Origin of the sequence: uncultured Maribacter sp. (assembly GCF_963974015.1) — a bacterium.
In the GTDB taxonomy this organism is placed as follows: Bacteria; Bacteroidota; Bacteroidia; order Flavobacteriales; family Flavobacteriaceae; genus Maribacter.
In genome coordinates this window covers 115,514-130,587 of record NZ_CAXBBZ010000003.1, presented here as the reverse complement: position 1 = coordinate 130,587, position 15,074 = coordinate 115,514, and the positions used below count along the sequence as shown (strand labels likewise).

At 34.7% G+C, this 15,074-nt stretch carries 12 protein-coding genes; 5 read left to right on the top strand and 7 right to left on the bottom strand.

All coding sequences use genetic code 11. The features are described 5' to 3' along the window. From AACZ41_RS07825 to AACZ41_RS07795, 7 genes are all read right to left on the bottom strand, one after another. Positions 1–345, bottom strand: a complete 345-nt coding sequence (locus AACZ41_RS07825) for a phage holin family protein (protein WP_339627829.1) — start codon at positions 343–345, stop codon at positions 1–3. 5 nt (positions 346–350) lie between these two features. Next, the gene (locus AACZ41_RS07820) at positions 351–692 is read right to left on the bottom strand and encodes a YtxH domain-containing protein (RefSeq protein WP_339627828.1); all 342 of its coding nucleotides are present in this window, start codon (positions 690–692) and stop codon (positions 351–353) included. 197 nt (positions 693–889) lie between these two features. After that, on the bottom strand, positions 890–2,074 hold the full coding sequence (locus AACZ41_RS07815; protein ID WP_339627827.1) for an acetate kinase: 1,185 nt from the start codon (positions 2,072–2,074) through the stop codon (positions 890–892). Positions 2,075–2,084: 10 nt separating this feature from the next. Continuing rightward, entirely contained in the window at positions 2,085–4,178 is a 2,094-nt protein-coding gene (pta, locus tag AACZ41_RS07810; RefSeq protein ID WP_339627826.1) for a phosphate acetyltransferase, read from the bottom strand. Between the two features lie 208 nt (positions 4,179–4,386). Next, the gene (locus AACZ41_RS07805; protein ID WP_339627825.1) at positions 4,387–5,364 is read right to left on the bottom strand and encodes an MlaD family protein; all 978 of its coding nucleotides are present in this window, start codon (positions 5,362–5,364) and stop codon (positions 4,387–4,389) included. Positions 5,365–5,368: 4 nt separating this feature from the next. Next, positions 5,369–6,154: an ATP-binding cassette domain-containing protein gene (locus AACZ41_RS07800; protein ID WP_339627824.1), complete on the bottom strand. Its 786-nt coding sequence runs from the start codon at positions 6,152–6,154 to the stop codon at positions 5,369–5,371. Between the two features lie 12 nt (positions 6,155–6,166). Further along, complete coding sequence (locus AACZ41_RS07795) at positions 6,167–6,970, bottom strand: ABC transporter permease (RefSeq protein WP_339627823.1); 804 nt, start codon at positions 6,968–6,970, stop codon at positions 6,167–6,169. 122 nt (positions 6,971–7,092) lie between these two features. Between AACZ41_RS07795 and AACZ41_RS07790 the strand changes: the two genes are divergently transcribed. The 5 genes from AACZ41_RS07790 to AACZ41_RS07770 all read left to right on the top strand — a co-directional run bounded on the left by AACZ41_RS07790 (position 7,093) and on the right by AACZ41_RS07770 (position 15,035). After that, positions 7,093–7,857, top strand: coding sequence for a TIGR00730 family Rossman fold protein (locus AACZ41_RS07790; protein ID WP_339627822.1), 765 nt, complete (start codon positions 7,093–7,095; stop codon positions 7,855–7,857). A gap of 171 nt (positions 7,858–8,028) precedes the next feature. Then, on the top strand, positions 8,029–8,973 hold the full coding sequence (locus AACZ41_RS07785) for a L,D-transpeptidase (protein ID WP_339627821.1): 945 nt from the start codon (positions 8,029–8,031) through the stop codon (positions 8,971–8,973). 95 nt (positions 8,974–9,068) lie between these two features. Next, entirely contained in the window at positions 9,069–9,467 is a 399-nt protein-coding gene (locus tag AACZ41_RS07780; protein ID WP_339627820.1) for a hypothetical protein, read from the top strand. Between the two features lie 77 nt (positions 9,468–9,544). After that, entirely contained in the window at positions 9,545–13,882 is a 4,338-nt protein-coding gene (locus AACZ41_RS07775) for a CusA/CzcA family heavy metal efflux RND transporter (RefSeq protein ID WP_339627819.1), read from the top strand. Between the two features lie 10 nt (positions 13,883–13,892). Next, positions 13,893–15,035 carry an efflux RND transporter periplasmic adaptor subunit gene (locus AACZ41_RS07770; protein ID WP_339627818.1) on the top strand — a complete coding sequence of 381 codons (1,143 nt, stop codon included), beginning with the start codon at positions 13,893–13,895 and terminating at the stop codon, positions 15,033–15,035. The last annotated feature ends 39 nt before the right edge of the window (positions 15,036–15,074 follow it).

The window sequence follows — 15,074 nt, the reverse complement described above, 5'->3', positions numbered from 1 at the left end:
TCAAACGAAATAATATTTAGATAATTTTTTAAGTACCGGTGCATTCAATTGTGCTCTAAAAAGGTAGAGTAAAATTGCAACCAAAATATAAAAACTGGCTACAACAATAAAACCGATAAAATAGCTGTCAAACACTTCAGATAAACCTAGGCAGGCTGCAAATGATAAGAATAGCAATGCAAAAATAGAGCTTGTACCTATCACTATAAACTTTAAAATGCCTGAAGCATGTTTCGATAAAATTTTAAAGATTTTTAGCCTATAGTATTCGTCGCTGTGTTCTATGTATGACCTCATTTCGGTTTTCAGCCCCATGAGGTCATTTTTTAATTCTTCAAAAGCCATAATGACTATTTTTGTAGTTGAGCATTTTTCGCTTTAAGGTCCTCTAGTTTTCGCTCTAATTTATCAATGATATCATCTGCCTTGTAGCTCATGGTAGAAATTGCCTCATCTAATTTTCTGTCAAATTCATCTTTCTTTTCGTTTGCAGTTTTGGTAAGCTCATCTTTAGCATGAGAAACACGTTCTGCTAAATCGTGACTAGTATCTTCAACTTTCCTTTTGATTTTATGGCGGGTTTCAATGCCTTTGTCCGGTGCATAAAGTATACCTATTCCAGCTCCTATTCCAGCTCCTATTGCAGCTCCTGTTAAAAGCGCTAATAATACATTTCCGCTATCGTTTTGCATAATAATGATTTTTAAGTTATTGTAAAATTTATATTTGAACCTAAATTTAAGTGCTTAAAAAGATTTTGGAAATGACTTTCATCATAAACTATAAATTATGTTATGTGTAAATTCTTTTTTTTAAGTAAAACTTGTTATAAATGCAAGTCAAGAATTATGCGATTTGCACAGAAGCAATAAGATTATGTAAACTATAATTAGTTTAATAAGTTGAACACTTGTTTTGCAATTTCTAATTCTTCATTCGTAGGTATTACCAATATTTTGACCTGAGAATCTATAGAGTTCACTTCTCGAATAGTAGATAATATTAAATCATTTTTAGAATCATCCAAATGAATATTAAAATAGTCCATCTTATTGCAAACTAGTTGGCGCATAAGACTTGAGTTTTCTCCAATACCTGCTGTGAAAATGATTGCATCTAATCCGTTCATAGCCGCGATATATGCACCAATATATTTTTTAATTCGATAGGCGTTCATTTCTAAAGCTAAAATACAGTTGGTATTTCCTTTACCAGCTTCGCTTTCAATATCACGTAAATCATTAAAACCGGTTAGACCAAGCATACCACTCTTTTTATTCAAGAGTTCATTTACCTCATCTAAACTATAGCCTAAAGTATTCACCATATAAAAAATAATAGCGTGGTCAATATCGCCACTTCGTGTACCCATTACAAGTCCATTTGATGGAGCAAAACCCATACTATGATCTATACTTTTTCCATCTTTAATTGCTGTAATGCTACAACCATTACCCAAATGAATAGAAATCAGTTTGGCATTTTTCTTTTGCAAATATTCCGTCGCTTTTTCAGAAACATATTTATGACTTGTACCATGAAACCCATACCCCTGAATTCCTTTTTCGTTATAAAATTCGTTAGGTATGGCATATTTTTTTGCTTTTACCGGTACCGTGCCATGAAAGGCAGTATCGAAAACAGCTATTTGCTTTGCATAATTAAATATTTCTTCTGCCATTTCAATTCCTAACAGATTTGCAGGATTGTGTAAAGGTGCTAAAGGTGAGAATAGTTTAATTTTATTCTTAACCTCATTGTCAATTAAAGTAGTTTCAGTGAATTCGCTGCCACCATGTACCACTCGATGCCCAATAGCATCAACTTCTTCAGTACATTCAAGAACCCCCTTTTCAGAATCAAGTAGTAGTGCTGTTATTCTTTCTATTCCTTCTTTGTGATCTGTTATTTCGGAGATATTCTCGATTTTATAATCTTGAGATTTAAATGTTGAAATAGATTCGGTACTACCTATTCGTTCTATCATTCCAGTACAAATAACTTTGGCAGAAGGCATTTCTAAAAGTTGATATTTTATGGAAGAACTACCAGAATTTATAATCAATATGTTCATGAGAATAGTTTTAAAATCCTTGAGCTTGAATTGCGGTTATAATTACGGTATTGAAAATGTCATCTACAGTACAGCCACGACTTAAGTCATTAACGGGTTTGTTTAGGCCTTGTAGCATTGGTCCGATTGCCAAAGCTCCAGTTTCTCTTTGAACAGCCTTGTAGGTGTTATTGCCAGTATTCAAATCTGGAAATATAAAAACACTTGCTTGGCCGGCAACTTCAGAATCTGGTAATTTACTGAGTCCGACTTTGGCATCAACCGCTGCATCATATTGAATTGGCCCCTCTACTTTAAGGTCAGGTCTTTTCTCCTTTATGATTTCGGTAGCCTTTCGTACTCTATCGACATCTTCACCCACACCAGAGGCGCCAGAGGAATAGGAAAGCATAGCGATTTTTGGCTCAATGCCAAAAGCAGCACTTGTTGCTGCTGAGGATATAGCTATTTCGGACAATTGTTCTGCTGTAGGGTTTGGATTGATAGCACAATCTCCAAAAACGGTGACTCTATTGGGTAAACACATAAAGAAAATTGAAGATACAATAGAGACATCAGGTCTCGTTTTAATAAATTGAAGAGCAGGCCGTATTGTATGTTGTGTAGTGTGTACAGCTCCTGAAACCATGCCGTCTGCATGGTCTTTGTATACCATCATGGTGCCATAGTAAGAAACATCTTCCATTAAATCCTGGGCCATTGCTAAATTCACATTTTTATGTTTTCGTAATTCAAACAATGTAGTGGCATATTCCATAAATTGTTCCGATGTGGTCGGGTCAATGATATTGATTTTATTGAGGTCTAAATCAATATCTAATTCTGCAATTTTTGATTTAATCTGTTCTTTATTCCCTAATAAGGTGATGGTGACCGCATCAGCATCTATTAATTTTTTAGTAGCTAAGAGTATTCGATCATCTAACCCTTCAGGTAAAACAATATGTTTTTTGGTAGATTTTGCTTTTTGAAGCAAATTATACTTAAACATTCTAGGTGTGATACCTTTTGCTTTAAATGTGATTAACCTTTCAGCTAATTCTTTTGTTGGAATGTATTTGTCAAATTCCTGAATTGAGATAATTATTTTCTCTTTGTTATCGGCGTAAATTCGTGGTCTTATAGTACCAATTTTATTGGTCACAGAATAAGTGCCCCCAGCTACCGAAAGAATTGGAATAATATCTGAAAGACCTTCTATTAATTTAATAATAGACTCTTCAGGAATAAGTCCACCAGTTAGAACAATACCTGAAAGATTAGGGTAATTGGAAGAAATGTTAGCTTGTAGCGCACCCAGAATTATATCTGCCCGATCCCCTGGAGTAATTACCAAACTATCTTTTTTTAAGTGTGTTAGGTAATTTCGTAATTGCATGGCACCAACACTAAAACCACCCACTTGATTATTAATATAGTCTGAGCCAAATAGAATTTTAGCATCTAACTCTTGGGCAATTTCTTTTACTGCTGGGCTGCCTAATGTGTTGTTAATGGGAATGGCTCCGACCAAAATGTTATCGGGTAGTTTTTCCTTTAGTCCGTTAGTTACTAAATCTAAATTTTCTGGCTGTACTTTATTTGCTATAATCAATAAGACTTCAACGCCCTTTTCCATAAATGAATCATAAGCCATGTAAAGGTTGCCTAAAAGTTCCTCTAAGGTCTTATTTTTTCCGCTTGCCAGAATAATGGCAGGTATGCCTAAGTTTTTAGCAATAAGTACGTTAATATCCCACTCTATAATTGCACCCTCTCCAGAGAAATCGGTGCCTTCTACTAGTACAAAATCGAAACGATTTTCAATAGTTTTGAATTTATGAATGATATGACCAACGATTTCATCGTCTTTATCTTTATTTTTTAATTGCACAACTTGGCTACGTGTATATGCATAGGCTTCATCAGGTTTCATGTCTACATTGAAGTAGCTCAAAATCGTATCGATATGGTTATCTGTTTTTTCTTTTGTAACGTCATCTATAATAGGCCTGAAATAGCCTACTTTGGCGGTTTTGCCTAATAAAAGTTGCATAAGACCTAAGGATACAATTGATTTTCCACTATTGGGCTCGGTAGTTACAATATAAATAGCTTTACTCACGTGTTTAAAGTTATTGGTGTTTGATGAATTTATTAAGATACGTTGGTGTGAAGGATTGATTTAGCCTTATTCAATCACCAAAATTTGAAGTTCGCCAAAATTTTGTAGTAAATGGAATTTAAACATATAAAAATGGGTGATACTATTGTAGGGTTTAGGTGTTGGTAATGAAGTTGAGTTTATTTAATTAGGTGAATATATATTTAACTTAATTCAATTTTTTCTTTTCCTTTTTTTCTAATTTTCTAAAATAACCCCTTGTTAGAAAGTTATGCTTTAAGGCTTCCATGTTTTCATTGAATCGCTCGGTGCCTTGTTCAATATTTTGAATGCTTCGTTCAAGTTGGTTGACAAAAAGAGAGTCTTTGGTAAGGTAATTTATTGCGCCGTGCCCGTCATTTATTCCCTCAATAATCGAATTAAGGTTTTGCGCCATTTTTTCTATTTCAATAGAGGTTGTTTCTAGATTTGCAATAACATTTTTCATTTTCCCCCCAGAAATAGTATCGTTTAGTAAAATACCGGCAGCGCTCTGCTCAAAATTTATTTGCTCTACCATTTTGTTCATTTCGGCCAAGGCGATATTTGTACGATAGCTTGTGTTTTTAAGGTTTAGAATGGTTTTCTTCATGTCACTCGCCATGACGGTGTCATTGAGTAATCTGCCCAATATACCCTTACCTTGATTGAGAGATTGGGTTACCTTTAGTAGGTCTGCCGTTAATAAAGCGGCATTTTCATTGGTCACATTCAATGTACTCAGCATATCTTGTGTACCTATTTTGTTTGAAGATTGTAATTCGTCTCCAGCACTTATTAGTGGGCTTGTTCCTGCTCCAGGAATAATATTGATGATCATACTACCGACCAACCCATTGGTACCAATACTGGCAATTGCATCTTTTTTAATGTGGTTTCGCATTTCATCTTCTATAATCATTTGCACTCTGATCGTGGTATCATTTATCATTTCAATGCCGTTTACTGTTCCCACATTAATTCCGGAAAAACGAACATTATTTCCATTTTGAAGTCCTGTAGTATTTTTAAAAACGGCACTAATCTCAAAGGTTTTACTGAACATATTTTGTCGGTTACCTATAAGGTATGCAGCAAAGAGTAGCAGGGTAATTCCTAATACTACAAAAATACCCAACCTTAAATTTTCCAATTTTGTTTTAGCCATAATATTATTTTTTAAAGAATGCTTCTACTTTTGGGTCTGTTGATGCTGATAATTCGGTATATGTACCTTCGGCATAATTTATGCCGTCGACCAAAAGAATCATGCGCTCAGAAATTACTCGTGCACAGTCCACATCATGTGTAATGATCAAAGAGCTGGTTCCATATTTCCTTTGAATGCTCCGCATCAATTCAATAATCTCTTTTGCCGTAATGGGGTCTAGCCCACTAGTTGGTTCGTCGTATAAGATTATTTTTGGTTTCAAGATGAGTGTTCGCGCCAGAGCGATTCTTCTTTTCATACCACCGGAAAGCTCTTCGGGCATTAAATCTAAAGTATGTGCCAAACCTACATTTTCTAATGCTTCCATCACAAGTGGAGTGGTATCTTGAAAAATACCCAGTTTCTCTTTGTGTCTCCGCATCGGAAATTCTAGATTCTCGCGAACGGTCATTGAATCATATAGTGCACTACCTTGAAAAAGAAAACCAATATCAGAACGTAGCTCATCCAAAGTTTGACGGTTTAAAGTGGATATTTCTTTACCCATCACCTCTATATAACCACTATCAGGGGCCATTAAACCTACCAGGCATTTTATCATCACAGATTTTCCAGAACCCGATTTTCCCATGACCACTAGGTTCTCACCTTCATAAAGTACCATGTTGAATCCGTTCAACACATGGTTGTCCCCAAAACTTTTAGTGACATCTTTAATACGAATGACTGCTTTACGTTCTGTATTATTATTCGATTTTTGAAAACCTTTGGTCATTATGTTGGTCATATCTTTTCCATATTATAGTTCATAGAAAATATCAGAAATGAAGACCGCTATAAAATCTACAATAAATAATAATAGTGATGCCATGACCACAGCAGTATTGGCAGCTATGCCTACACCTGCAGTTCCTTTTTTACTATTAAAGCCTTTAAAACATCCGACTAATCCTATTACAAATCCAAAAAAGAAAGATTTTACCGTAGCGGGTACCAAATCTCCAAAACTTAGCGCATCAAAAACCGTATTGAAATAGAGTTGAAAAGATACTTGACCTTTTATATTTTCAACTAACGCAGAACCAAGTAGTGCTATCAAATCGCCAAAGACTACCAAAATCGGAATCATTAAAGTTGTGGCCAAAATTCGGGTTACAACTAAATATTTAAATGGGTTGGTACCTGAAACCTCCATTGCATCAATTTGTTCGGTAACCTTCATAGAACCTAATTCGGCACCAATGCCAGAGGCAATACGGCCAGCACATATTAAGGCCGTGATAACCGGCCCTATTTCCCTGACAATAGAAATACCAACCATATTCGGCATCATTGATACGGCACCAAATTGAATCATTGTAGGTCTAGATTGCAATGTAAGTACCAAACCGATAATAAAACCTGTCATACAAACAAGTATTAATGACCTGTTACCCATTTGATAGCATTGGCGCAAAAGCTCCTTAAACTCGAAAGGCGCCGTAAAGCTTTCTTTGAAAAAGCGTCCCGCAAAATTAGACAGTTCTCCAATCTGAATGAAGAATTGTTTAACTCGCACCTCTATTTTCGATTTTGTAAATACAGTTTTTATACTATCGGCCATGCTCAAAAGTAATTTGAAACTACCACTATAAAAATGACCAATATCATGACAATATCATGAGAATTATCATTTTTGCAGGATGAGGTTTAATCTACATTTATCGTTGAACAATTGATTATAACATGCAAGAAGAATCAAAAAGGAATTTAAGTTCCTTTTATTTAAGTGAGGAACGTGATTTTTTAGATGGACCCCGAAGCCGATTAAAGGAACTTTGGTTTACTGTTAAAGTACAATACCATTTTATACGAGCCTTTCGAAAACTTCATTTTATTGGTCCGTGTGTAACCGTATTTGGCTCAGCGAGATTTGATGAGGAAAATGTGAATTATAAAAAGGCCGAAGAAGTTGGCAAGGTGCTTTCAAAAATGGGTTTTGCTGTTATGACGGGTGGTGGACCTGGTATTATGGAAGCGGCCAATAAAGGAGCATACCTTAATAACGGGTATTCGGTTGGCTGCAATATCATATTACCATTTGAACAGAAACCCAATCCGTATCTCCATAAATGGATAAATATCCCTTATTTCTTCGTGCGTAAGTTTTTACTTTTGAAATATTCATATGCTTTTGTGGTAATGCCTGGAGGTATAGGTACATTAGACGAGCTTTTTGAGGCATTGACCTTAATACAAACTAAGATGATTCATCACTTTCCGGTAGTGCTTTTTGGTAAGGAATATCATAAAGAGCTGTACGACCATATAAAAATTATGAGCGAAAGTGAAAGTATATCTAAAGATGATACGAATTTGTTGTTCTTGACCGATTCTGTAGACGAAATGGAGGAACATCTTAAAGAACATGCTGTAAAACGATTTGGGCTTATTGAAAAAAAAATGGAAACAAAATGGTGGTTCGGTGAAACTAGACCTAAAAGAACATGACTACGGTCATTCTTTTGTATAGAGCTGCTAATTACATTTATACCATTATAATAATAGTTAAGTGAAAATAATTCTATTTGTAGTTTAATTTGATGTGTAGAAAAGAAGAACATATTTAGCCAAGAAACCAAAATGTATATAGAATGTTTATGTTTAAAAATGGAATAATATATGATTAAAATAATAGCCTTCTATAGCTTATCTATGATCGTTTCATTCTTTCTTTTTATTTCATGCGATTTCAGTAATTCTTCAAGCTTAGAAAAAGAACAGACCACGAGTACTATTGCTATACCACATATTAAAAAGGTGTCAAGCCATAAACAATTAATAGTGGCTAAGAATATTAGGCTTGGAAAGTATTTTGAATTTATGGATTCTGTAGTAAGTAAGTATGATTCACTTGTGCCCTATGAACTATCTGAGCATCTATTGGTTCGAAATAATCCTTGGATTATAGATACATTGGCTAATACTGATTATTACAGAATGATAGCTCGTGATTCATTTGTTTATGATCAAAGGCAAATGATTGTACTTCCAAAAGGAAGCCAATTAAATATTCCAGATTCTCTAAGTGCTTGTAAATTGCTTGACAATTTTTTCAACACTGAATTAGACGTTAATATTCCGGAATATAAATTAAGAATTTTTCAAGATTCGATATTGTTATATACTTTTCCAGTTAGAGTAGGGCAGTTTAGGGAGCGATATTTGAAATTTGGAGATCGAGTAACTGACTTAAGAACCAAAACAGGAATAGGTAGTATTGTGAAACATGTAAAGCATCCAGATTTTTATAATCCTGTGGATGGAAAACGTTTTTATGTAACTAGAAGAGATGATGGTAAAACTACAATGATGCCTCAAATTCCTTGGATAGAAACTGAAATTAATAATGTTAGAAATGGTCAAATGATACACCCTACAACAAATCCCAATACATTAGGAAAGGCCTATTCGAATGGTTGTATTGGGGTAAGGGAAGCTGATGCTTGGATAATTTATTATTATGCACCATTAGGCACAAAGCTTAGAATAAGATATGATTTAGAGACTTATGATGAAGGTAAGGTGATTTTCGTTCTTAGAGATATATATAATTTAATCGATTAGAAATGATTATGATATGTAAATTACTTAGAGATGTTTTTATTTATGATTAAAGTTTTAAATAGGTCGTATTGATAATTTTATTTAATTTTGCCAATGTGAATAAACTGTTTTCCATACTATTATCTTCGCTCATATTGTTGCAAAGCTTTGGTGTGCACTATGATGATATTATTCAACTAGATGACTTAATTGAACATGCAGAATTTCACAAGACTCAATATGGTGATAATATTATCGTTTTTCTTTCCAAGCATTATGGTGACTTAAAAGTAGAGCATCAAAGAGACCACCAAGAGGAAAAGAAGGATCATGAAAAATTACCTTTTAATCATAGCAATTCTATTACTTCGGTCGCTGATATGGTTATAAACCCTTTTAAAACGGAATTAAATCAATTTGAAATAGTGGATTTTAAAGTTCTAAATTTTCACTATCAGGCACCTACTTCTTCTTTACATACAAAAGGTATTTTACAGCCACCCCGCATTTCATAATACAATCGATTTTTTATTTTTTTAGTTCTATTTCATAAAATTGAAGTAGGGCGTTTAACATTGATTTATATGAAAATATGCTATCACATATCATTAATTTTAGTTTAAAGAATAAGCTTATTATTCTATTATTTACCGTATTTATTGTTGGCTACGGTTTGTATTCTCTATCACAGATTCCCATTGGGGCGGTACCAGATGTGACGAATAACCAAGTGCAGGTAATTACGACGTCACGTAATCTTTCTACTCAAGATATGGAACAGTTTATAACCTATCCTGTAGAGTTAGAAATGGCAAACTTGCCAGGGGTCAAGGAAATTCGTTCAGTATCAAAGTTTGGTTTATCGGTAGTGACCATAGTGTTTGACGATGATTTAGGAACGTATTTACCAAGACAACTCATTTCGGAGAAAATTGCATCGGCTTCCGAAAAAATCCCTGCAGGATTTGGAACTCCACAAATGGGACCGATTACCACAGGTTTGGGAGAAATTTATCAATATGTGCTTGAAGTTGAACCTGAGTATAAAGAAAAGTATACTACCACAGATTTAAGAACCATTCAAGATTGGATCGTTAAACGACAATTGTCGGGTATACCCGGTGTGGTTGAAGTCAACACCTGGGGCGGATTTTTAAAGCAATATGAGGTTGCCATAAATACGCAGAAGCTTAATGCCATGAATATTACCGCTAGCGATGTGTTCAAGGCATTGGAAAGTAATAATAGTGTTTCTGGTGGTGGTTATATAGAAAAGGTAAATCAAGCTTTCTTTATTCGTGGAGAAGGATTGGTTTCATCGCTAGAGGATATTCGAAATATCGTTGTTAAAAATGAAGGCGGTGTACCTATTTATATTAAGGATATAGCAACTGTTGATTTCGGCAGTGCCATTCGTTTTGGAGCAATAACCGGTAATGGGGAAGGAGAAAAAGTTTTAGGTCAGGTAATGATGCTAAAAGATGCGAACTCTAAAAAAGTTATAGAAGCGGTTAAAGAACGTGTTGCCGAAATTTCGAAGTCATTGCCGAAAGGTGTTTACATTAATCCGTTTTTAGAACGAAGTGAGCTTATTGCAAAAACGACTTTCACGGTAACCGAGAATTTAGTTTTAGGATGTCTGATTGTCATTTTTGTGGTTGTATTACTGTTGGGTAATTTTAGATCAGGTTTGGTTGTAGCTTCAGTAATTCCCTTGTGTTTACTTTTTGCTTTATCGTTGATGTATATTTTCGGTGTAGACGCCAATTTAATGAGTTTGGGAGCTATAGATTTTGGAATCATCATTGATGGTGCTGTAATTATTGTAGAGTTCATTGCCTTCGAAATAACGAGGAAACAGCAAGCGCTGCAAAGTTTAGGTAAATTAGAAAAGCAAAATCTCAAAGATGAAATCACTTTTAAAGGCGCTTCAAAAATGATGAATTCTGCCATTTTTGGACAGCTTATCATTTTAATAGTATTTATACCCATTCTCTCTTTGAGCGGAGTAGAAGGAAAAATGTTCAAGCCCATGGCATTGACATTTAGTTTTGCTTTGATAGGTGCGATGATATTGTGTTTTACATATGTACCAGTTGCTGCATCAATTTTTTTAAAACCATCAAAAGAATCTGATAAGAACATTTCGGTTCGTTTAATGAAATGGTTGAACAAAAAATACGAACCTATTATACATTGGGCATTAAAAAGTAAAAAGCTGGTTTTGGGCACTGCATCAATTTTACTTTTATGTTCTATTTTCCTTTATACATCGATGGGTGGGGAGTTTGTGCCAACCTTAGATGAGGGTGATTTTGTGATACAGCCGGTTTTAAAAACAGGAACTTCGTTAAGTAAGACCGTAGAAATAACCACTGAAATCGAAAAAATACTTTTGAAGAATTTTCCTGAGGTACAGCAGGTAGTTACTAGAATTGGTGCCGCCGAGGTGCCGACCGATCCTATGTCTATGGAGGAGAGTGATGTAATTATCAAACTTGCCCCAAAAGATCAATGGACAAGTGCTGCTTCCAAAGATGAATTGGCAGATAAGTTTAAAGAGGCATTGGCTGTAATACCCGGTATGGAAGTAGAATTTACCCAGCCCATAGAAATGCGATTCAATGAATTGATAACCGGTGTTCGTGCAGATATCGCCATTAAGATATTTGGTCCTGATTTAGATATTCTTGCTAAAAAAGGCAACGAGATCGGGGCATTGATAAAAGATGTGGAAGGAGCTGCAGATATCAGTGTAGAAAAAATTGCCGGTTTACCTGAAATGAGCGTTAATTATGACCGCGCTAAAATCGCCCGATTCGGCTTGAATATTCAAGAATTGAACGATATGGTATCCATGAGTTTTGCCGGCAAAACCGCAGGTAGTGTTTTTGAAGGGGAAAAGCGATTTGATCTAGTAGTTCGCTTAGATAAAGCAAAACGGCAGGATATCGATGACCTAAAAAATTTATATGTAGACCTTCCAACTGGTGGTAAAGTGCCATTGAGTGAATTGGCAGATATCAGTTATAAAAAAGGTGCTGCAAAAATATCTAGAGATGATACAAAAAGGCGAACAGTAGTGGGTGTAAATGTGCGTAACCGCGATTTACAGTCAGTTGTTGATGATGTACAAAAACTAATTAATGAAAATGTAAAGTTACCAGTAGGATATACCATTACTTATGGTGGGCAATTTGAAAATTTACAGAGTGCTCGTAATCGACTTTTAATAGCGGTGCCTATTGCATTGATTCTCATTTTTATATTGTTATATTTTGCTTTTAAATCTGTAAAAGAGGCGCTTATGATTTATTCTGCTATTCCTTTAGCGGCAGTTGGTGGCGTTTTATTGTTATGGCTAAGAGGTTTGCCGTTCAGTATTTCTGCAGGGGTAGGTTTCATAGCGCTCTTTGGTATTGCCGTATTAAATGGTATTGTTTTAATAGAGCATTTTAAAGAATTGAAAAATCATCAGTTTGACAGTTTGGAAGATTTGATAAAGCAGGGGACAAAGGATCGTTTACGAGCGGTATTATTAACGGCATCTGCAGCGGCACTTGGTTTTTTACCCATGGCCATTTCTACAAATGCAGGGGCGGAAGTACAACGACCGTTGGCAACAGTGGTAATAGGAGGTCTATTTACGGCGACCATATTAACCTTGGTGGTTTTACCTGTATTATATTCCATCTTTGAAAGCCATGATAATCCTGTAAAAGCGTTGTCTAAAACATCAATAAAAAAAGGTATTGCGTTTATAGCGCTTCTTATATCTGTGGGAGTTTCGGCACAAGAATCGAGCAGCCAAAACCTTGACGAATTAATTCCTTTGGCTATTGAAAATAACTTAGGATTAAAAACGGGTAGATTAAAAGTTGAGGAGTCTAAATCGATGATCAATAGTGCCTTCAGTTTCAATAAAACTCATGTGTATTATGAATACGACGAAAATAATCTTGCCATAAATAATGTACCGTTAAAAGTATTTGGTGTTCAGCAAGATTTTCGTTTTCCAACAACTTATTTTTCTGAAAAGAGGGTGAATAAGGTTAAGAATAATTTGGTGCAGAGTGAGTATGATATTCAAAGCAAGGCAATAACGAAAGAAGTTACGGTAGGCTATTATGACTATCAAATTGCACGTGAAAAAGTTAGGGTGTATAAAAGGTTAGATAGTTTGTACGCTGATTTTTCATCTGTAGCTGCAAGAAAATTCGAACTGGGAGAAACCAATTATTTGGAGAAAATTACGGCAGCTTCAAAACAAAGAAAAATCAACTTAGATTATCAGCAAGCCATTCAACATTTATCAATGGCATATGCTAATTTAATGCGAATAATACAGGTAGAAGATAGTTTGGTTCTAGTCGAAGAACTGAATCTTAAAATTGAATTAAAGGATATAAATATCGATACCACTCCTGAGATTGAATATTATGAAAATAACATGCAATTATTGGCTGCAGAAAGTAATTTAGAAAAACAACAATTACTGCCCGATATTAGCTTAGCATATTTTCAAGGTACAAATTCAGAATTGAACGATAATCTCCTAGGATATCAATTAGGTTTGAAAATTCCCCTGCTGTTCAGTGGCCAAGCCTCTAGAATTAAAGCCTCTAAAATTGCTAAAGAAAGAGCTGTTACCGAGTCTATAGCTTTTAAGGTTCAAATAAAGTCGAAACAAGAAATATTGCTACAACAGATTGTACAGATTCAAAATTCATTGAATTATTATGAAAACGAAGGGGCTGAACTATCCGATGAAATTTTGAAAACAGCTCAAATTAGTTTTAAAAATGGTGAAATTGATTTCTATCAATACATACAAAGTTTAGAGAGTGCCTATGACATAAAATTAGGATATCTAAACAAGTTAAAAGAGTACAATGAAACCGCAACGAACATTAATTTCTTAACATTATAAATACTGCATCATGCAAAAAAACATATATAAAACTGTAATCCTTTTCATCTTCGCCATTATTATAAGTTGTGGAGATAAAGAAAAGCAATCAATAGATAACGGAGCGTCCGATTCTACTATAGATGAACATATTCAAGTTACGCAAGAACAATTTGAGCAAAATAACATGAGTTTAGGGCAAATTAAAGAAAGTGAATTCCCTATAATGGTAACTACTTCAGGTATGATAGATGTACCGCCAGAGAATAGGGCGGTAGTTAGTGCCACGATGGGTGGTTATATTAAAACTACTCCTTTGTTAATTGGCGATAAAGTTCGAAAAGGTCAATTATTGGTAACTATAGAAAATCCGGAGTTCGTGACTTTACAGCAAGAATATATGGAGGTAAGTGGACAATTAAGTTATTTGAAAGCGGAGTATGAGCGCCAACAAACCATGGTTACAGAAAATATATCTTCTCAAAAAAGTTTCCTAAAAGCTGAGAGCGATTACAAAACGGGAGTGGCAAAATACAACGGACTCAGAAAACAATTGGGCATGTTAAATATTTCGGTAGATCAAGTTGAAAAAGGAATAATAAATTCTGTTGTATCTATTTATGCACCTATTGATGGCAGCATTACAGAGGTTAATGTAACGCGAGGAACATTTGTTTCACCTTCTTTTTCAATTATGGAGATAATAAACAATGACCATATCCATTTAGAATTATCGGTTTTTGAAAAGGATATCATGAAAGTGAAAAAAGGACAAGTGGTAGAATTTAGAATTCCCGAAGCTTCTACAGAAATTTATAAAGCAGAAGTACATTTAGTAGGTACCTCAATTGATAAAAATAGAACAATTAAGGTACATGCTCATTTAGAAAATGAAGAGGCTAATAATTTTCTGACAGGGATGTTTGTTGAGGCTAATATTATTATAGATTCTTCAACTCAAATATCATTGCCTACCGAAGCTTTTGGTATTGTTGATGATCAACCATACGTGCTCTTATTAGATGAAACAAAGGACAATAACTATTATTTTAAACAGGTGCCCGTAAAAACCCAAGGTAGTTATCAGAATATGACCGCTTTTGATAAAACTATAACTTTTAAGCAGGGAGCACAATTTTTAACAAAAGGTGCGTTTAGCCTTATAGGTGAGTAAGTTGAATTTTATTATTAAAAAATAAAGTAATAACAAAAG